This window comes from Paenibacillus pasadenensis DSM 19293 (assembly GCF_000422485.1).
Lineage (GTDB): Bacteria > Bacillota > Bacilli > Paenibacillales > Paenibacillaceae > Paenibacillus_O > Paenibacillus_O pasadenensis.
Genome location: NZ_KE383850.1, coordinates 253339 through 272814, shown reverse-complemented (window position 1 = coordinate 272814; position 19476 = coordinate 253339). Strand labels below are relative to the sequence as shown.

Here is a 19476-nt window from a genome sequence, read left to right as displayed (position 1 = left end):
GGCCTTCCCGGAGGCCTACCGCGTGCGGCTGCGCACCTCCAACGGCATGGAGCGCCTGAACGGGGAGATCCGCAGGCGCGAGACGGTCATCCGCATCTTTCCCAATCGCGCTTCCGTCATCCGTCTCATCGGAGCCATGCTCATGGAAGAGAACGAGTACTGGATGACGAAGAAGCCGTACATGGACATGACGGACTTCAAGGCGTGGAAGAAGCAGAAAGCCACTCAGGGCGCCGGCTCGGAGGAGCAGGAAACCAGCACCACCATGACGGAAGCGACGGACAGCCTTTAAACCCGATTCCATTTTCTACCGAGAAGTGTTTTTACACACAATTATGGACTTGACCCCGTTCGAGCACAGTTACTCGGGTTTTCCGCGTAACTCCGGCATGAGAGCCACCGTTCGAGCACAGTTACTCGGTTTTTCCGCGCAGCTCCGGCGTGGAGGCTAGCGTTCGAGCCGAGCCGCTCTCCCCCGCTGCGTAATCACTGCCCCAAAAAAGAAGGGCGGCCCCGGCACGCGCCGGAACTGCCCCTCCTTGCCTAGCCTTGCCTTGCCTGCATTGCTTGCCTGCATTGCTTGCCTGCCCTGCTTGCCTGCATTGCTTGCCTGCCCTGCTTGCCTGCCCTGCTTGCCTGCTTCCTTCCTAGCCTTCCCCTTGCTTCGCCCTACTTCGGATTCACGCGCACCTGCGAGCCTTTGCCGCTCGACTGGACGCCCGTTTCCTTGACGCCGGCCTCCTTGAGATCGGCCAGCAGCCGCTCCAGGACGGCCTTGGCCGCCGCCTCCTTGGCGCCGCTCGCCTTGACGACGAGCTGCACCGGTTTGCCCGAGCGCAGATGCTTGTCCGCCTGGCGCAGCTTCGTCTCGTAGTCATGCTCCTCGATGTGGGCGGTGAAGCGCAGCTCCTTCGCCTTGTCCGCTCCGCCCTTCGCTGCTGCGCCGCCCTTGCCGCCAGCACCCGGCTTGCCGCCGGCTCCCGCTGGTGCGGCCGAGCGCCGCGCCGCAGCCGCTTCTTGCTGGGCGGCCGCCTTACCCTTGCCCTTCGGCATCAGCCGGCACGGAGGCGGGCTGCTCATGAGCGACGTGCAGACGAGATCCGCTCCCGCCGCCCGCGCCAGCTCCAGCGCCTCCGCCCGCTCCACGACCCCGAGCCGCTCTCCGCCAAGGCCGGTCAGCTCCACCTCGAACGCCTTGATCTGCTCATTGATGAGCACTGCCATCTGCTCGCACGACCTTTCCCTATGTAGTCCCGTGCCCTTAGCATACCTGCGATCGCGGGCCGGTTCAAACAATCGCGGGCCGCAAGAGCAACCGCAAGGCCCCCGCAATGCTCCGACATATCTCCCGCAAAGCTTCGCCAAGCGTACGCGCCGAACCCCCGCGCCCCACCCAAAGCCTCGCACCTACAGCCCCACCTACAGCCTCGCGCCCACCGCCCCGCATTTACAGCCTCCCTCCCACAACCTCCCTCCCGCAGCAAAAAAGCCGCCCCCGGTCCGGTTCGCGGACCTGGAGCAGCTCCTTGCAAGCGCGGCCTAGCCTTGACCGCCCCTTACTTCCATTCGGCGACGCGGTCGATCGGCAGCCGGGTCGTGAGGCGGGCGTCCTTGGCGGCCTTGCCGATCGAGATGAGCATGGACGGCACGTAGCGGTCCGCCTCGAGGCCGAACGTCTCGGCTGCGCGCGACTTGTCGTAGCCGCCGATCGGGTTCGTATCGTAGCCGCGAGCGCGCGCCGCGAGCATGATCTGCATGCTGACGAGGCCGGTATCGAGCAGGATCATGTCGCGGAAAGCCTCCTTCGGCACGCTGCCGAACAAGGCGCCGTAATTGGCCAGCATCTGGTCCATGACCTCCTGCGTCATGTAGCCCTTGGCGACGGAGCTCGCCATGATGTCGCCGGCATAGTCGAACGCCTGCATGTCGCCGAACACGGCGATGACCGCCGCCGACGTGATGACCTGCGTGCGGTTGCGCGGAGCGATCTCCGCCAGCGCCGCCTTCGCCTCCTCGCTCTCGACGACGACAAAGCGCCACGGCTGCAGGTTGACGGAGGAAGGCGCCAGCGTCGCTTCCTCCAGCAGCTCCGTCATTTCCTCGCGGCTGATCTTGACGGACGGATCGTACTCGCGCACCGAGCGGCGCCCGGCGACGATCTCGCGGTAATCATTGGTACGGACAACGGCAGCTGCATTCGTCATTTCGGTTTCTCTCCTTGTGCAGGCTCTTGCGGCCTGCTTTTTATAGGTTCCTATCCTGCTTGCGTCCAAAACGCGCCGTCCCGCCTCGCGGCCCGGACGGTTCCGGCTCCATCAATCTCCGATCAGCCTCGCGCCCGCCTCGCGCCGGACCGTCGCAGCCGCAGCGCCGCCGGCAGCGGGAGGCTCCTCCAGCGAGCGGCCGAGCGCCGCGAGCAGCCGCAGCAGCTCCTTGCGCTCCGACTCCTCCAGCCCCGCCTGCAGCCGCTCCATGAAGCGCTCCTTCTGACGGTTGCACGACTCGATCCAGCTCCGGCCCTCGTCGGTCAGCCGCACCTTGGTCACGCGGTTGTCGTCCTGGCAGCGGGTGCGGACGAGCTTGCCCTCCGCCTCCAGCTGCTGCATATGGCGCGTCACGGCCGCGGGGTCGATCGAGACCGCCTTCTGCAGCTCGGACTGGCTGATCTCCTCCGCGCCCCGCAGCTGGCACAGCAGCTCCAGCCGGTTCGGGCTCACCCCGACATCCGTCTCGAACCGGCAAGCCAGCTGCTTGTTCAGATGGATCAGCACATACAACAGATCCTCGGTGCGGCAGCTCATGATGCCTCATCCTTTCTTCCGCATCCTCCGGATGCCGCTTTTCCTTGATCCCTCAATCGTTGATGGGTCAATGTTATCATAGGCATCGCTCCTCGCGCAAGCCCCTCCCGCCAGTCGGCGTTTGCCACCGGCAGCGCGATCCATTATGCTGAAAGGAACGACGAACAGGCATTCCCCCGCGCGGGAGACGCCTTTTGCAACAGGAGAGACATGCCCCATGAGCGCCAATTTGCCTTTGCCTTTCAAAAAACCGTTCGGAGCGGCCGGCCGCGGCTTGCCCGCAGCCGCGCTCGCCTCCGGAGAGAACAGCCGCCGCCTCGTGCCGGACGACGATGCCGACAGCGACTATTTCCGCGCGCTCGAGAGCCGCGGCCTGTTCCTGAACGGCCCTCAGATCGAGGCCGTCCGCCACGGCGCCGGACCGCTGCTGACGCTCGCCGGAGCCGGCTCCGGCAAGACGAGCGTGCTCGCCGCCCGCACCGGCTATCTGATCGCGGAGCGCGGAGCCGATCCGCGTTCGATTTTGCTCGTCACCTTTTCCGTCAAGGCCGCCCAGGAAATGAAGGACCGGATCTCCGCCCTGCCCGGCATCGCGCCGGCGGCCGCCAAAGCGGTAACCGCCCGCACGTTCCACTCGTTCTTCCTGCAGCTGCTGCGCAGCCAAGGCTATCGCCAGGAAATTCTCGGCGGCGGCCCGCTTGCCGTCATCGTGCTCAAGGGCATGCTGCGCGAGCTCGGCATCGCCGACCGGCTGGAGCCGGAGACGGCGCTCGCCGCGCTGTCCGAGGCCAAGCTGAGCCTGCGCTCGCTCGGCGAGCTGCCGGAAGCGAGCCAGGCGGAGCGCGACCTCAAGCGGCTGCTGCTGCGCTTCGAGGAGTGGAAGGAGCGCGAGGGCCGCATGGACTTCGACGACATCCTGCTCTGGTCGCATCGGCTGCTGACCGAGCGTCCCGCCCTGCTGCGCACGCTGCAGGAGCGCTTCCGCCTCATCATGATCGACGAGTTCCAGGATACGAGCCGGCTGCAGTACGAGCTGATCCGCCTGCTCGCGGGCAAGCGCGCCAACCTGATGGCCGTCGGCGACGACGACCAGACGATCTATGGGTTCAGCGGCGCCCGGAGCGAGTATATCCTCGGGTTCCGGGACGCCTTTCCCGGCGCCCGCGTCGTCACGCTCGACACCAACTACCGCTCGTCCGCGAGCATCGTCGGCCTCGGCAACGACATCATCCGGCACAACAAAACCCGCTACGCCAAGACGCTCAAGGCGGTGCGGACGAGCCGCCAGGTGCCGCTCTACATCCGGCCGTTCACGACCGACCAGGAAGCGGCGGCCGTCGCCGCCCATATCCGCGAGCGGGTCGACGAGGGCGCGCGCGGCTGGGGCGACTTCGCCATCCTGTACCGCACCGCCAGCAACAGCCGGGCGATGTTCGAGCAGCTCGTGCTGTCGGACATCCCGTTCCATCTGCAGGACAGCGGCGAGCTGTTCTACGACCAGTCGGCGGTGCGTCCGCTCGTGGACTACTTGCGCCTGTCGGTCAAGCGGCGCGACTTCGCGGCGATGGAGGGCGTGCTGCCCTCAATGTACGTGGGCCGCGCCAAGGGCATTGCCCATATCCGCGCCAAAAAAGGCCCGCTCATCCATCTGCTCACGCTGGACGGGCTCAAGGACTTCCAGCGCGACTCGATCCAGGCCCGGATCACGTTCATCAAGGGGCTGAAGGCGCTGAAGCCGGCGGACGCCATCCGCCGCATGCGCAAGGACTTTTACGACGCCTGGCTCGACGCCGAGGCCGCAGGCGCGGGCGGCGCCGACACCGTCTACAAGGAAACGCTGCGCGAGGCGCTCGACGAGCTGGAGGCATCCGCCGGCCGCTTCGCCGACGTGCCGTCGTTCCTCGCGTTCGTGAAGCGGATCGGCGAGCGCCACGCCGAGATGCGCGCGCTGCCGCCGGAGGCGGCCCGCGATGCCGTCAAGCTCATGACCATCCACAAAAGCAAGGGGCTGGAGTTCCCGGCCGTCGTCCTCATCGGCGCCTCCGAGGGCATCCTGCCCCACAGCCTCGCGCTCGAGGCGGACAAGCTGTCCGACTACGGCAACGGAGCGGCTGCGGCGGGCGATCCCGCCTCGCTGCGGGAGGCCGCGCTGGAGGAGGAGCGCCGCCTCGCCTACGTCGCCGTCACCCGCGCGCGCGACGAGCTGCTCGTCAGCTCGCCGAGCCTGTGGCGCGGGCGCAAGACGGACGTGTCGCGCTTCCTGCTCGACGCGTTCCGCACGGCCGCTCCTGCGGCTGCGGCGGCTGGCAGAGCCGCGGGCGCGGCTGCAGGGCGGGGCGTTGGCGTTTCGGCCGCGGCCGAGGCCAGTCCGGCCGCTCGGAGCGCAGCGACGAGCGCTACCGCTGCGGCCCGGCCGCGGGCCAGTCCGGCCGCTCGCCGCGCTAACCTTGGCGCAACGACGAGCGCTGCCGCTGCGGGCGCGGCCGGGGCCAGTCCGGCCGCTCGTCGGGCACACCCTGGCGCAGCGACGAGCGCTACCGCTGCGGCCCAAGCCGCGGGCCGAGCCAAGGCCGATCGGCCTCAAGCGTGACCGAAAGCCTAGTGCTTTCCCAATCTGTTTCCATCATCGGCGGGTTCGTACAACTCCATGATCGAACAGAAGCAGGCGGCTCCCTATCCACGCGCCCGTCTGCCCTGTCGAGGCGAATAGCGCGCTGACCCGCGCTGACCCGAATAATGGCTGCAAAATATTCGTTGGCGAGGCACCTGTCGGCGCCGAAACAGCCGCCGGCCCAAAGTCCCGCCCTTCTCGGGCGGGGCTTTTTACTATTGCGCTGCTATTTCCCTCCGTCTGCGGAGCGGCAAGCGCGAGTGTACGAGCTCTAACGAAACTGGAAGACGCTATTGTGCTTTAAACGAGCGATCTAAAATTGTAACGATACTGAGGAACGTTATTGACGCGTTGCGAGGCAGACGGGATGCTTTTTTGACTCCATAGCGCTTCTCCGTATCGTTAGCTTTCGGAAAACGCGGATATAGGCAAAATAGCGTTTCTCCGTATCGTTAGGTTGGCTACGACTCGGACCGGAAGCCGTCACAAGCTGCTCCCGCGACGTCCGCCATTCCAGTACGCCATGCCCTCCTTATGACGTCCGCCACTCCAGTAGGCCTTGCCCTCCCGCGACGCCCGCCCATCCAGTACGCCGTGCCCTCCTTACGACGCTCGCTCCCTCCAGTACGCTGCTCTTTACGACGCTCGCCCATCTAGTACGCCACTCTTTGCGACGCCTTCCGCTCCAGCCGTCCGCACTTCTCCCGCGACGTCCGCCCCTCCAGCTCCTCCGCGCGGCAATCTCCTCCGATGGCACCGTTCCAGTACATTCTCCTTCTTCACCACGGCGTTCCGCCAACGGCCTTTCCCTACGACATCGCCGGCTCACCCAGCGGCGCCTGCCATCCGGCATCCGCCCCGCTGGCCGACACGCAAAAACCGGCCTGTCCCTGGGACAGGCCGGCTTCCGCTTCCGATGGAACGGGGAGCGGAATCGTTATTTCTTCTTCTTTTTGTTTACCGAGCCGAATGCGGCTTTGGCATCCGCCGTCAGGTCCTGCGCGAACTCCGTATCTTGGTTAGCCGCGAAGCTGTTCAGCTTCGTCGATTGGACGTCTGCCTTGCTTGCCTTGTTTTTACCCATGAGAATCGGCACCTCTTTCGTGGATAATGGGCTTGCCCCGATAGCTTGCGCACGACGGCAGCTTTTCATGCGGTTCCTGCCGCGCACAACTTCCGCCCGAGCCGATCCCGGTCCCGGGTCCAGGTCGGATTCCATTCGGGGGGCCGTGTCGGCGCTCCCGGGCCTGGAGGTACAATAAGGACATCAAGCCGCACAGCCGGGCAGCCGGCGGTGCCGCATATAGAGGAGACTGACACCGCCATGAAAACCTTGTATCGCTCCCGTACCGACCGCAAAATCGCGGGGCTGTGCGGAGGAATCGGCCGCACGTACGGCTTCGATCCCGGACTCGTCCGGATCGGCTTCATCGCCGTCGGCGTCTTCAGCTGCGGCACGGCCTTGCTGCTCTACGCCGCAGCCAGCGTCGTCCTGCCCAAGGAGCCGGAATGGAACGGCCCGCCCCCGCGGGAGCCTTTCTACAGCTGATCGCCTCACCGCAGCTGCTCGCCCGACTGCAACTGAACGCCTCACCGCAGCTGTTCGCCCGTCTGCAGCTGATCGCCTCACCGCAGCTGTTCACCTGACTGCAGCTGATCGCCTCACCGCAGCTGTTCGCCTTTCTACAGCTGATCGCCTCACCGCAGCTGTTCACCTGACTGCTCGCCCGACTGCAGCTGATCGCCTCACCGCAGCTGATCCCGACCGATGCTCATTCTTTCCGTCCAGGTCGGAATCAACATCATTCCCTCACCCCCAAAAGGAGCGTGTATCCATGAGCGTATTCGACCGTATTTTGAACCTGACCAAAGCGACCGCCAACGAAATGCTGAACAAGATGGAAAACCCGACGCTGATGATGAACCAATATATCCGCAACATGGAAGAAGAGATCGACGGCATGAAGAGCGAGCTGCACCGCCAGCAAGCGGCAAGCCGCTCGTACGGCTCCCGCCTGGAGGAAGTGACGCAGCTCGCCCAGCACAACCAGGCCAAGGCCGAGGAGGCGCTGCGCGAAGGCCGCGAGGCGGAAGCCCGCGCCGCGCTCGAAGCCAAGCTCCGCTACTCTGATCAGGAGCAGGAATACCGCCGCTTGCACGAGCAGGCGAAGCATGCCTCCGTCGAGCTGGAGATCCGGCTGGACTCCGCCAAGGAAGAGCTGCAGCGCCTCATCCAAAAGCGCAACGAACTGAGCGAGCGCATCCAAAAAGCCGAAGCGGCCGCCGAGCGCACCGCTCCGAGCTTCAGCCACGGCTTCGAGCCGGGACGCGCCTCGCGCGGCTTTGAGCGCATCGAGGAAAAAGTACTCCAATGGGAAGCCCAGCTCGGCCTGAGCCGGGACTACAAAGGCCCGTCCGCTTCCTCTTCGAGCTATGCCGGAGGCTACGAGGCCGCTCCATCCGCCGCGCCGGACAACGGCCGCTCCGCCGCCATCGACGAGCAGCTCGCCGACCTGCGCCGCAAGATGAAGGGCGAGTAATCCTCCGCTCAAAAAGGCTATCCTGAAACCCAGGATGGCCTTTTTCCTGTCGAGCCCATTTCAGGGAAAGAGAAACAATTGCCCGCCCTGCCGCGTACAACATGGAAAAGGAGGTCTGCCTCATGACGCGCATCACCCTCGTCTTCCTCTCCGCCGGGCTCGGCTTGGCGGCCGTCGCCGGCGCGGTCGGCCTCGTGGCCGGCCAAGACTCCCTCGTCCGAATCTCGGCTTGGAGCGGCGGCATTCCGCTGCTGCTCGCGATGCTGTTCTCCGGGGCATTCATCCAGGCGGATTCCCGGCGCATCGGCACCTACACGGACGACGGCGAATCGCTGCGCCGCCGCAACGATTGGTCGGCCCGCTGCCTGCTGCTGGCGGTTCCGAGCCTGCTGCTGTGCGCTGGCGCTTATTTCCTTTAATTCGAAAGGAGCTCCTGCCGATGACGATGCGTCGGTTCCTGGCCAGTCTCGTCTTTTTGTCCACGAATATCTTCCTGGCCGCCTATGCGCTGGACATCAAGCAGTTGCCCGGTCCGGCCTGGGTCAACGACGCGGCGGACGTCGCCTACGTGCTTGGACAGGCGCTCGTCCTGCTGCTCGCGGAGGTGCGCCGGCCGCCGGCCGAAAAAGCGCTGCGCCTCTACTCGCTGGTCTCGCTCGTGATGCTGGTCGTCTTCGCATCGGTCAAGCTGGCTTGAGGCTGCCGCAGCACCTTGGCATGTATTGACAGCTTTTTGAATCGGTGATAGGCTCAACTCGTTGCGAGTGATAGTGATTCTCATTATTGATCGCGATAAATTATCATCAATCACCGGGGGTAACAAAATGAAAAGGCTTTTGTCTGGCACGACAGCCCTGCTTGCCGTGCTCCTGCTTACGGCAGCTTGCGGTTCGACAACGACGGAAAACACCGGCTCTGCCGCTACGAGCTCTCCCGCTCCGAGCTCTGCCGAGACGGCAGGTCCGATCGTCATCAAGCACGGAAAAGGCGAGACTAAGCTGGATAAGCCGGCTGAAAAGGTCGTCGCCCTGGAGTGGATCTATTCCGAGGAATTGATCGCGCTCGGCATTCAGCCCGTAGGCAACGCGGACAACAAGGAATACAAGCTCTATGTCACGGACGAAGCCGCGCTGGCGGACAGCGTCACGGACGTCGGCTTGCGCTGGGAGCCCAATCTGGAGACGATCGCCTCCTTGAAGCCGGACCTCATCATCTCCAACACGGACAACAACGACGCGATCTACGATCAGCTCCAGGCCATCGCCCCTACGATCGAGTTCGATCCTTATCCGAACGAAGGAGATGCCTACACGGGCATGGTCAACGACTTCAAGACGATCGCCCAAGCCGTGGGCAAATCGAAAGAAGCCGAGCAAGTGCTTGCCGATCTCGACGCGCACTATGCGGAGGCCAAGCAGAAGCTGGCGGCAGCGGGCAAGGACAACTTCCACTATGTCATCACCCAAGCGTTCACCAGCCAGAACGCAGCCGCGCTGCGCATGTTCACCGACACCTCGACCGTCGTCCAAACGCTCGACCGCATCGGCTTGATCAACGACTGGAAGTCGGAAAAATTCGAGAAATACGGCTTTACGGACGCGACCTTCGAATCCTTGCCGGCCGTGAGCAGCTCCAACTTCATCTATATCGTCCAGGACAATGACAATGTCTTCGGCGAATCGGCGAAAGACAACAAGGTGTGGAACAGCCTGGACTTCGTGAAAGAGAACCGGACCTACGGCATCGGCGGAGATACATGGACGTTCGGGGGCCCGCTTTCTTCCAAAGCATTGGTCGACCGTGTCGTCGACGCGATCACAAAATGAGAACAAGCATCCTATTCGGGGGCGGCGCTGCTGCCCTCTTCCTTTTGCTGATTGCCAGCCTATGCTTCGGAGAAGCGCAGATTCCGGTCCATGTCGTCGCGGACGCCCTCCTCCATCGCCAGGATGCGCTTGAGCATCATATCATCTGGGACATGCGCCTGCCGCGCGCGATATTGGGCGTCCTGTCCGGAGCAGGGCTGGCCGTGGCCGGAGCGCTGCTGCAGACCGCGACCAAAAATCCGCTCGCTTCCACCGATACGCTCGGCATCAATGCGGGCGCTTATTTCATGGTGGTCGCCGGAACGGTCTACTTCCCGACCTTGCTTCACCAGTCTCCGTTCCTCTTCGCCGCCGCCGGCGGCGGCCTGGCCGCGCTATGCGCCTACGTGCTCGGAGGGGGGCGAGCCGCGACGCCGATCCGGCTGGCCCTGTCCGGCATGATCGTCGCGATGGTCATCGGTTCCTTTACGAGCGCGCTGCATATTTTCCATGCCACCGAAACCCAGTCGCTCTTCCTGTGGGGCTCGGGCTCGCTCGCCCAGCTCGATTGGCACGGCGTCTCCTACGCTTGGCCGGGGGTCGTCGCGGTCGTGCTGATCGCCTTTTTCATGAGCAGGCAATTCGATGTCCTGAACCTGGATCCGTCCACCGCCCGATCGCTCGGGCAAAAGGTGGAGCTCGCCCGCTTCGCGGGGTTGACGCTGGCCGTGCTTGCCGCTTCCGTCGTCGTCAGCGTCGCCGGACCGATCGGATTCGTCGGCCTCGTCGCGCCGCATCTCGTCCGCCTGAGCGGACTGAGCAAGCATAGCGGCCTTTTGCCGGCAGCCGCCCTGTGGGGAGCCGTGCTGCTCACCGGAGCCGACGTCCTGGCGCGGATCGTGCGCAGCAGCATGGGGGAGATGCCCGTCGGCGCGATGATGGCCATCATCGGAGCCCCGTGGCTGATCTGGCTCATCCTGCGCAAGATGAACGGCGCCTTGGGCTCGCCGCCCTCGTCGCCGATGTCGATCGGCTCCGGCCGCGTGCCGATCCGGTTTCCGCTGCTCGCCGCCATCATGCTCGCGGCCGTCGTCTCCTTCATCCTCGTCAGCATGACGATGGGCGGCACGCGCATCCCGCTCGGCCAGCTCTTCGCGAGCCTGATCGGCTCGGAGCAGGCCGGCTCCTATTCCGTCCTCTTGAACCTGAGGCTGCCGCGCACCCTGGTCGCCGCAGGCGCAGGCATCGCGCTGAGCGTGAGCGGCGTGCTGATCCAAGCCTCCGTCCGCAATCCGCTGGCCGACTCCTCGATTCTCGGCGTGACCTCGGGAGCCGGCTTCGGAGCCTTGCTGGTGCTCATCGCCTGGCCCGAGTCTCCGATCTTCCTGCTCCCGATCGCGGCTGTCGGCGGGGCCGCCGCGGCTGCGGCGATCATCTTCCTGTTCGCATGGCGAAAATCGCTCAGCCCCGCGGTCCTCATCCTGCTCGGCATCGCGGTTTCCGCTGTCGGCTCTGCCGGCATTCAAGCGCTGATCGTGCTCGGTCCCCTATGGGGAAGCACCGGCTACATCTGGCTGACGGGCTCGACATACGGACGCACATGGACTCAAGTCGGCGTGATCGCCCTCTTCCTGGCCGTCCTGCTGCCTGTGGCCGTGCGGCTGAGCCGCAAATTCGACGTGCTGGCGTTCTCCGACGACAGCGCCGCCGGACTGGGCCTGCCGGTGCGCAAAACCCGATTGGCCGCGATGACGACAGGCGTCCTGCTCGCCGCAGGGGCCGTCGCCGTCGCCGGAACGGTCGGCTTCCTCGGACTGATCGTCCCGCACATGGTCCGCAGCCTGATCGGCCACAACACGCGCCGCTCGATCCTTTTGTCCAGCCTGATCGGAGCTCTCCTCATGGTGATGGCCGATGCCGTCGGCCGTACGATCCTCGCTCCGGTCGAGATTCCGTCCGGACTGTTCATCACCTTGATCGGGGCGCCCTATTTCCTGTTCTTGATGTTCCGGTCGCAGACGAGAAAGATCTGAGCATGGCGAAGCCCCCCTGCCGCTGCGCGCGGCCGGAGGGCTTCTTCGAGTTCAATTACGGAACAGGGCTGCCTGCGATCTCCGCAGCTGCGCGCCCGAGTCCGGCCGACTTAGCGTCCCGCATGCTCCAGCACGAACTGCAGCTTGTCCCGACGATGGGCGCCGTTCACCTCATGGCCGAGAAACGGGTAGTCGCGGATTTCCTTAGGCGCATGGATGCGGTTGTACGCCGCGTAGACCGTCTCCGGAGGACAGATCGGGTCCTTCCAGCCGACGCTTGCGAGCACCGGCGCCGAGATGCGGCAAGCGAGATTCATGTTGTCGAAGCAAGCCAGATGCTCCAGCAGCCGCGACAGCTCCTCCGGCTTGCGGCTCGCCAGCTGCCCGGCCTCGGACAGCGAGCCAGCCGAGCTGAAGATCGCCTGGTCGACATGACATAGGTTCGGGATGTCGGCGAGCACGGCCGCCAGATCGATGCCGGCGGGCGCCTCCAGGCCGCATAGCGCGGCCACCGCCAGCGCGAGGCCGCCTCCTTGGCTGCCGCCGCAAGGCACGAGCCGGCGCGCGTCGACCTCCGGCTGCGAGGCCGCCGCCTGCAGCGCCTTGAGGCTGTCGACAAAAAGCGCCATGTAATACGTCCGGTCCGGCCCCTCCAGCAGATTTTGCGTCATCCATCCTTTGGCCATGCCATGCAGCGAGGGCAGCAGGCTGCCCGTCTCGCCCCCCTGGCCTCTCGCATCGACGGCCAGCACCGCATAGCCCGCCAGCAGCCAGCCCGCATGATCCTCGGGGTAGCCGGCGCCTGCCGTGTAGCCGGGGTAGATGACGATGCACGGAACTTGCCGGCCCTCCCGGGCCGCTTGCGCGGGCACCATATACAGTCCGCTTACCGGCGTCTCGTCATAGCCCTCATACGTGATCCGATACACATCCGCATAGGGAAACAGCTCCTCGTCCACGCGCTTGCGCGTCTCGCGCAGCGGCTTGCTCCAAGCCTGCTTGAGGCGCGGCTGCCAGAACGCCTCGCTTTTCTCCTTCTCCATCGTCAGCGGCGGCATATACAGCTGCAGCTCCATCTTGCGCCGCTGTAGATGGTTCAGCTCGGTGTTGCCGGGTATGCTCGCATAAGAATTCATCATCCCGCCTCCTCGCCCGCTCGGGCTTCCTTCTGTGCAAAGGGTACCTGCTTCGCCCGCCCGCCGTCAACGCCTCGTTTCCTATTACCCATTCCGCTCTCGCTCCCCAGGAACATTTGTTCCGTCTTTTTTTGGATTGCTGCCACCCTGTTGTCACAGCTGCCGGTTAAGCTGGATTCAGATCGCAGCCCGGCAAGCTTGGACTAGGCATTCCCGCCTTTCCGCTTGACGGGGAACCCAAGGAGGAACCCTTTATGATGGCAGATGACCTATATCGCTACGAGCTGGAGCTGAAGCGGCATCACCGGCAGTCGGGCCAAGCGGCAGGAGGGCCGAGGCTTCCGGGACAGGCCGCGCCTCCGAATCCGCTCGTCCGCCCCGGCAGCGTTCGGCCCGGCACCGTGAGCCCCGGCGCCGGCCGCGCGCTCCTGTCCTGGTTCCGCAGCTGACCGGACGCAGGGCGCCGTCGGCAAAAAAAGCCTCCGCCCTCCCGGCAAGCGGGATGGCGGAGGCTGGATCGATCAGGCATAATGGCAGGCGGCCCAGTGGGACGGATTCGGTCCGACCTGGCGCAGCTCCGGCACTTCGGCCGCGCAGCGCTCGGTCGCCGCCGGGCAGCGGGTGCGGAACGGGCAGCCGCTCGGCGGGCTGATCGGGCTCGGCAGATCGCCGCGCAGCACGATGCGCTCCTTGTTCGCCTCGATCTCCGGATCCGGGATCGGGATCGACGAGAGCAGCGCCTGCGTGTACGGGTGGCGCGGATCGGCGTACAGATCCTCGCTGTCGGCGATCTCGACGAGCTTGCCGAGGTACATGACGGCGATGCGGTCGCTGATGTGCTTGACCATCGCCAGGTCATGCGCGATGAACAGGTACGTCAGGCCTTCGGCGCGCTGCAGGTTCTGCAGCAGGTTGACGACCTGCGCCTGGATCGACACGTCGAGCGCGGAGATCGGCTCGTCGGCGACGATGAATTTCGGATCGACCGCGAGCGCGCGGGCGATGCCGATGCGCTGGCGCTGGCCGCCGGAGAATTCATGCGGGTAGCGCGTCAGATGCGAGGGGTTCAGGCCGACCTTATCGAGCAGGCGCTCGACGGCGACCTTGCGCTCCTTGGGACTGGACACGAGCTTGTGGATGTCCAGCGGCTCGGCGATGATGTTCTCGACCGTCCAGCGCGGGTTCAGCGAGGCGTACGGATCCTGGAATACCATCTGCATCTCGCGACGGAAAGCCTTGAGCTTGGAGCCTTTGAGATCGTAGATGTTGGAGCCATTGTAGCGCACTTGGCCGGAAGTCGGCTCGTACAGGCGCATGATCGTGCGGCCGGCCGTCGACTTGCCGCAGCCGGACTCGCCGACCATGCCGAGCGTCTCGCCCTTGCGGATGGACAGGCTCAGGCCGTTGACCGCCTTGAGCGTCTTGCCCTTGCCGACTTCAAAAAACTTGCTGAGGTTGTCCACCTCGAGCATCGCGTTCGGTTGGCTTGCCATCGGTTCTCCTCCTTACTCCGGCTTGGCGTGGAGCCAGCACTTGGATTCGTGGGTGTCGCTGTGCGTAAACATATACGGATCCTGCTCGAGGCAGACCTCCATCGCGTACGGACAGCGGGCGGCGAACGCGCAGCCTTGCGGAGGATTCGCCATGTCGGGAGGCGTTCCATCGATCGGGATGAGCGGCTCGTCCTTGCGCTGGTCCAGACGCGGCAGCGACTTGAGCAAGCCTTGGGTGTACGGATGCTGCGGCGACTTGAAGATCTCGAACTTGTTGCCGCGCTCCACGACTTGGCCCGCATACATTACGATCACTTTATCACACATGTCGGCGACGATGCCAAGGTCATGCGTGATAAGGATGATCGACGTGCCGAGCTTCTCCTGCATGTCCTTCATGACCTGCAGGATCTGCGCCTGGATCGTCACGTCGAGCGCGGTCGTCGGCTCGTCGGCGATCAGCAGCGTCGGGTCGCAGCTGAGCGCGATCGCGATCATCGCGCGCTGGCGCATGCCGCCCGAAAACTCGAACGGGTACTGCTTCACGCGGGCTTCCGGGTTCGGAATGCCGACGAGGCGGAGCATGTCGACCGCCTTTTTGGAGGCGGCGTCCTTGCTCATGTTCTGGTGGCGCGTCAGCACCTCGACGATCTGGGAGCCGATCGTCATCGTCGGATTGAGCGACGTCATCGGGTCCTGGAAGATCATTCCGATATCGCGTCCACGCACGGATTCCATCTGCTTCTCCGTCTTCTTGAGCAGGTCGCTCCCCTCAAAGACGATCTGTCCGCCCTTGTACGTGCCGGGCGGCGTCGGAATGAGGCGCATCATCGACTGGGCCGTGACGCTCTTGCCCGAGCCGGATTCGCCGACGATCGCAAGCGCCTCGCCCTTGGCCATCTCGAAGGATACGCCGCGCACGGCTTGGACTTCGCCGCCGCGCACGCGGAACGAGACGCGCAGATCATCGACTTTAAGAATCGGTTCCATGGTGCTTCACCTTCCTCATCTATCGGTTGCTTAGCGCAGGGGCCGCGCTAGGCCCGCTGCGAGAAGTCATATGAAATGCTGCCGCCCTGCCTTCACCGGCAGCCGGCGGCGGCAGAACGTTCATGGTCGGATCGGACGTTTTATTCCACCCGGGTCTTCGGATCGAACGCATCCCGAAGTCCATCGCCGAAAATATTGAACGCGAGCATGGCGAGGCAGAGCATGCCTGCCGGGAAGAGCAGCGTCCACGGGTAGATCGTCCAGCTCGTAAGCGAGTCGTTGATCATGACGCCCCATGATGCGGCCGGGGATTGCACGCCGAGGCCGAGGAAGCTGAGGAACGCCTCCGCGAAGATGGCGCTCGGTACGGTCAGCGTCATCGTGACGATGATCGGGCCCATCGTGTTCGGGATGAGATGCTTGAACAGAATGCGGAAGCCGCCGGAGCCCATGGCTCTGGCTGCCAGGACATACTCCTGGTTTTTGAGCTGCATGATCTGGCCGCGCACGATCCAGGCCATGTTGATCCAGCCCGTCGCGGTGAGCGCGATGATGAGCGTCCACATGCCTTGGCCGAGCACGACGCCGAGCAGGATGACGACGAGCAGGTAAGGAATGGAGTAGAGAATTTCGCTGATCTTGTTGAGCACCTCGTCGACCTTGCCGCCGAAGTAGCCCATGATGCCGCCGATGATGATGCCGAGGATGACGTCGGCGATGGCGGCGACGATGCCGACCGTCAGCGAGATCTGAGCGCCTTTCCAAGCGCGGGCGAACAGGTCGCGGCCGAGCTCGTCCGTACCGAAGTAATGCGTGCCGCCTGGCGCGAGGAACGTGTCCAGCAGCTGCTGCGAGCGGAAGTCATGCGGCGTGAACAGCGGGTAGATGACCGCCATGATGATCATCAGCAGCAGCACGACACCCGAAGCCATGGCGAACTTGTTGGCCGTCAGCTTCATCATGGCCAGCTTCCAGGTCGTGTAGCTCGGCGCCATTTGCTGCTGCGCGAAATCGCGCTTTTTCAGCGGCACGAACTTCTTCGGATCGGGAAGAGGCCGTTTCGTTTCTTTGATCTGGTCCATTGTTGATCAGCCTCCCTTGCTGCTCTTCTTCATCCGCGGATCCACCATCGCGTAGCCGATGTCGGCGAGGAAGCGGGCGAACATCAGGATGACCGCATAGAACAGGGTAATGCCCATGATGAGCGGATAGTCGCGGTTCGTGACGCTGTTCGTGAAGAACTGGCCGAGTCCCGGCACGTTGTAGATCTTCTCGACGACGACGCCGCCGGTGATGATGTTGGCGCTCATCGGCCCGAGATAGGTGACGACAGGCAGGATCGCGTTGCGCAGGCCATGGCGGAGCGTGATGCGCAGCGGCGACATGCCTTTGGCCTTGGCGGTGCGGATGTAGTCGGCCGTCAGCACCTCCAGCATGGAGGAGCGGGTCAGCCGCGCGATGAACGCGATCGGCAGCGCCGACAGCGCGAACGTCGGCAGCACGTAGCCGAGCGGCGAGTTGAGGCCGGACACCGGCAGCCATCTCCACTCTGCGCCGATATAGTACTGCGTGACGGAAGCGACGACGAAGTTCGGGATCGAGATGCCCAGGATGGAGATTACGACGGCGAACTTGTCGATGAGCTTGCGGTTGTACATCGCGGAGATCATGCCGAGCGCGACGCCGACGATGACCGAGACGATGATCGCGAAGATGCCCAGCTTGGCCGAGTAGAGGAACGACTGGGAGATGATCTGCGTGACGGTTTGGCCCGGCGTTTTATAGGAAATGCCGAGATCGCCCTGCACGATGTTGCCCAGGTAGACGAGATATTGCTGCCAGAGCGGCTTGTCGAGGCCGTAAAAGGCTTTGAGAGCTTCTTGCGCAGCCTTCGGAGTCTTTTCATCCAGGAAAGGGTTGCCCGGCACCGCCTGCATGAGGAAGAAGGTCAGGGTTGCAAGGACAAACAGAGACAGGAGAATGTTCAGAAATCTCCGGCCGATGAAACGAATCATTCCAGCACCTCTTTTCATTACCTTGCCCAACCGCAAAGAAAGAAGGGACGTCCGGAGACGGTCCGGCGCCGGAAAGCGCCGGACGACGGCTCCTGCCGCGGTCCCTTCTTCTCTCTGTCAGTTGCTCAGGCGGTATGCTTATTTGGAGATGTAAGCGTAGTTGTAGTTGATGTTGCCGTTGTACGTCATGAAGGCATCCTTCACATAAGCCTTGACGAGGGAAGAGCTGGTGTCATAGTAAACCGGCATGACAGCCATGTCGTCGATCAGGATTTTTTCCGCTTGAGCGAGCAGCTTCACGCGCTCAGCCTTGTCGGCGGAAGCGTAAGCGTCCTTGATCAGCTTGTCGTAATCGGCGTTTTTGTAGCCGATGTCGTTGTTGCCGCTGCCCGTGATGTAGAGGTCGAGGAACGTCATCGGATCGTTGTAGTCCGCGCCCCAGCCTGCACGAGCGATGTCGTACTTCAGGTTGGTGCGGTTGTCGAGGAAGACTTTCCATTCCTGGACTTCGGTCTTCACTTCGATGCCGAGGTTCTGCTTCCACATTTCCGTGATTGCGGTCGCGATCTTGGCGTGCTTGTCCGACGTGTTGTAGATGAGCGTCGTCGCCGGGAAGGAGTCCATGCCCTCTTCCTTGAGGCCTTCGGCCAGCAGCGTCTTGGCTTCATCGACGTTTTCGGAGAAGTACGTCTCTTGCGTCTCTTCGCGGAAGCTCTTCTCGGCGCCGGTGATGCTAGGCGGCACGAATCCGAATGCCGGCTTCTGGCCTTCGAGCACGACGCGGTCGATCAGCAGCTGGCGGTCGATGGACATCGACAGAGCCTTGCGGACCTTGGCGTTGTTGAACGGCTTTTTGCTTTGGTTGAAGATGTAGTAGTACGAGCTCGCGGCGTCGGTGATCTTCAGCTGCGGATCGTTCTCCTTGCGAAGCTTGTCGATCTGCGGGCCCGGAATCGTGCCCGTCGGCTTGCCGGCCCAGTCGAGCTGGTCCGTGTTGAAGTTGTTCAGCTCGGTGTTGGAGTCCGCCATCATGGCGAAGTCGACCTTGTCGAGCTTCACGTCGGCTTGGCCGTAGTAGTTCTCGTTGCGCTCGATCACGACTTTGGCGTTGTGCTCCCATTGGGTCAGCTTGAACGGACCGTTGCTGGAGAAGGTAGCGGCTTCGTTCGCCCAGTTGGGATCTTTTTCGACGGTGACTTTGTCGACCGGGTAGTACGTGTAGAAGTTGACGAGGCTGAGGAAGTACGTCGTCGGGTTGACGAGCTTCACTTCGAGCGTCGTGTCGTCGAGAGCCTTGACGCCTACGCCGGCTGCATCGCCCTTGCCGGTGTTGTAGGCTTCAGCGCCTTCGATGTAGTACAGCTGGTAAGCGTAAGGAGCCGGCTTGGCCGCGTTCGGGTCGAGCGTGCGCTTCCAGGAGAATTCGAAGTCATGCGCGGTGACCGGGTTGCCGGAAGACCATTTGGAGTCCGAGCGGATCTTGAACGTGTACGTCTTGCCGTCCTCGGATACTTCCCAGCTCTCGGCCATGCCTGGAACGGTCTCGCCGTTCTTGTCGTTCTTGGTCAGGCCTTCGAAGATGCCGTCGGCTACCGTGCCGGACACGTTGTCCTGCATCAGGGCCGGGTCGAGCGTCGGAGGCTCGGACGTGAGGTTCATGCGGAACACTTGGTCGCCGGAAGGAGCTGCCGCTTCTCCGCCTGCATTGTTCGCAGCCGCATTCTCGTTGCCCGTATTGGCTGCGCCGGTGTTGCCTGCATTGCCATTATTGCTGTCGCCGCATGCAGCAAGTACGCCGCCCGCGATCATAAGTGCCGCCAGTGTCAATCCTGTCTTTTTGTACACTAACCTTACACGCCCCTCACATTAATGGTTGAATAGCATATATTGAATTATACTATTCTACTTGATGAAGCACAACTTGCATTATTTTCTTTTGCCAAATAAATTTATCACTATGCACTCATCGTGTAAATCATTTAAATTTACTGATAATTATGCAGTTTTATTGACTAATACGTTGTCGCTTTATTCAATTAACGCAAATGTTTG

Annotated in this window: 19 protein-coding genes; 9 read left to right on the top strand and 10 right to left on the bottom strand. The window is 63.4% G+C overall.

Annotated elements, in window-relative coordinates:
- On the top strand, positions 1-292 hold a 292-nt coding region (locus tag H582_RS0116895), incomplete at its 5' end, for a transposase (protein WP_028599457.1).
- A gap of 377 nt (positions 293-669) precedes the next feature.
- Here the strand turns inward: H582_RS0116895 and H582_RS0116890 are convergent.
- The 3 genes from H582_RS0116890 to H582_RS28165 form a co-directional block, all read right to left on the bottom strand.
- Positions 670-1224 (bottom strand): translation initiation factor IF-3, encoded by a 555-nt coding sequence (locus H582_RS0116890; RefSeq protein ID WP_028599456.1) that lies wholly within the window; start codon positions 1222-1224, stop codon positions 670-672.
- A 332-nt stretch (positions 1225-1556) separates the two neighbouring features.
- Positions 1557-2204: a nitroreductase family protein gene (locus tag H582_RS0116885; protein ID WP_028599455.1), complete on the bottom strand. Its 648-nt coding sequence runs from the start codon at positions 2202-2204 to the stop codon at positions 1557-1559.
- A gap of 111 nt (positions 2205-2315) precedes the next feature.
- Positions 2316-2801 carry a MarR family transcriptional regulator gene (locus H582_RS28165; protein WP_101808444.1) on the bottom strand — a complete coding sequence of 162 codons (486 nt, stop codon included), beginning with the start codon at positions 2799-2801 and terminating at the stop codon, positions 2316-2318.
- Between the two features lie 217 nt (positions 2802-3018).
- On the opposite strand from H582_RS28165, the gene H582_RS28160 reads away from it, so the two are divergent.
- Complete coding sequence (locus H582_RS28160; protein WP_052333366.1) at positions 3019-5391, top strand: ATP-dependent helicase; 2373 nt, start codon at positions 3019-3021, stop codon at positions 5389-5391.
- A 958-nt stretch (positions 5392-6349) separates the two neighbouring features.
- On the opposite strand, the gene H582_RS32050 is transcribed toward H582_RS28160, so the two are convergent.
- The gene (locus tag H582_RS32050) at positions 6350-6631 is read right to left on the bottom strand and encodes a hypothetical protein (RefSeq protein WP_127464474.1); all 282 of its coding nucleotides are present in this window, start codon (positions 6629-6631) and stop codon (positions 6350-6352) included.
- A gap of 105 nt (positions 6632-6736) precedes the next feature.
- Here H582_RS32050 and H582_RS0116860 point away from each other — a divergent pair, with 105 nt between their 5' ends.
- From H582_RS0116860 to H582_RS28155, 6 genes are all read left to right on the top strand, one after another.
- The gene (locus tag H582_RS0116860; RefSeq protein WP_028599454.1) at positions 6737-6961 is read left to right on the top strand and encodes a PspC domain-containing protein; all 225 of its coding nucleotides are present in this window, start codon (positions 6737-6739) and stop codon (positions 6959-6961) included.
- Positions 6962-7247: 286 nt separating this feature from the next.
- The gene (locus tag H582_RS0116855) at positions 7248-7952 is read left to right on the top strand and encodes a PspA/IM30 family protein (RefSeq protein WP_028599453.1); all 705 of its coding nucleotides are present in this window, start codon (positions 7248-7250) and stop codon (positions 7950-7952) included.
- 122 nt (positions 7953-8074) lie between these two features.
- Positions 8075-8371 (top strand): DUF5316 family protein, encoded by a 297-nt coding sequence (locus H582_RS0116850; RefSeq protein WP_028599452.1) that lies wholly within the window; start codon positions 8075-8077, stop codon positions 8369-8371.
- A 20-nt stretch (positions 8372-8391) separates the two neighbouring features.
- Positions 8392-8649: a hypothetical protein gene (locus H582_RS0116845; RefSeq protein WP_028599451.1), complete on the top strand. Its 258-nt coding sequence runs from the start codon at positions 8392-8394 to the stop codon at positions 8647-8649.
- Positions 8650-8776: 127 nt separating this feature from the next.
- Positions 8777-9778 carry an ABC transporter substrate-binding protein gene (locus H582_RS0116840; RefSeq protein ID WP_028599450.1) on the top strand — a complete coding sequence of 334 codons (1002 nt, stop codon included), beginning with the start codon at positions 8777-8779 and terminating at the stop codon, positions 9776-9778.
- Positions 9775-11790, top strand: coding sequence for an iron ABC transporter permease (locus tag H582_RS28155; RefSeq protein ID WP_043111473.1), 2016 nt, complete (start codon positions 9775-9777; stop codon positions 11788-11790). The genes H582_RS0116840 and H582_RS28155 overlap by 4 nt, the downstream gene beginning before the upstream one ends.
- A gap of 110 nt (positions 11791-11900) precedes the next feature.
- On the opposite strand, the gene H582_RS0116830 is transcribed toward H582_RS28155, so the two are convergent.
- Positions 11901-12929, bottom strand: coding sequence for an acetylxylan esterase (locus tag H582_RS0116830; RefSeq protein WP_101808442.1), 1029 nt, complete (start codon positions 12927-12929; stop codon positions 11901-11903).
- Between the two features lie 251 nt (positions 12930-13180).
- Between H582_RS0116830 and H582_RS0116820 the strand changes: the two genes are divergently transcribed.
- Positions 13181-13375, top strand: a complete 195-nt coding sequence (locus H582_RS0116820) for a hypothetical protein (protein ID WP_028599448.1) — start codon at positions 13181-13183, stop codon at positions 13373-13375.
- A 72-nt stretch (positions 13376-13447) separates the two neighbouring features.
- Here H582_RS0116820 and H582_RS0116815 read toward each other — a convergent pair whose 3' ends face one another.
- From H582_RS0116815 to H582_RS0116795, 5 genes are all read right to left on the bottom strand, one after another.
- A complete protein-coding gene (locus H582_RS0116815; RefSeq protein ID WP_028599447.1) occupies positions 13448-14419 on the bottom strand; it encodes an ABC transporter ATP-binding protein in 972 nt (323 codons plus the stop codon).
- 12 nt (positions 14420-14431) lie between these two features.
- Positions 14432-15409: an ABC transporter ATP-binding protein gene (locus tag H582_RS0116810; protein WP_028599446.1), complete on the bottom strand. Its 978-nt coding sequence runs from the start codon at positions 15407-15409 to the stop codon at positions 14432-14434.
- A gap of 140 nt (positions 15410-15549) precedes the next feature.
- Positions 15550-16491 carry an ABC transporter permease gene (locus H582_RS0116805; RefSeq protein WP_028599445.1) on the bottom strand — a complete coding sequence of 314 codons (942 nt, stop codon included), beginning with the start codon at positions 16489-16491 and terminating at the stop codon, positions 15550-15552.
- 6 nt (positions 16492-16497) lie between these two features.
- Positions 16498-17424 carry an ABC transporter permease gene (locus H582_RS0116800; protein ID WP_028599444.1) on the bottom strand — a complete coding sequence of 309 codons (927 nt, stop codon included), beginning with the start codon at positions 17422-17424 and terminating at the stop codon, positions 16498-16500.
- Positions 17425-17562: 138 nt separating this feature from the next.
- Positions 17563-19269 (bottom strand): peptide ABC transporter substrate-binding protein, encoded by a 1707-nt coding sequence (locus H582_RS0116795; RefSeq protein WP_028599443.1) that lies wholly within the window; start codon positions 19267-19269, stop codon positions 17563-17565.
- Positions 19270-19476: the final 207 nt, after the last annotated feature.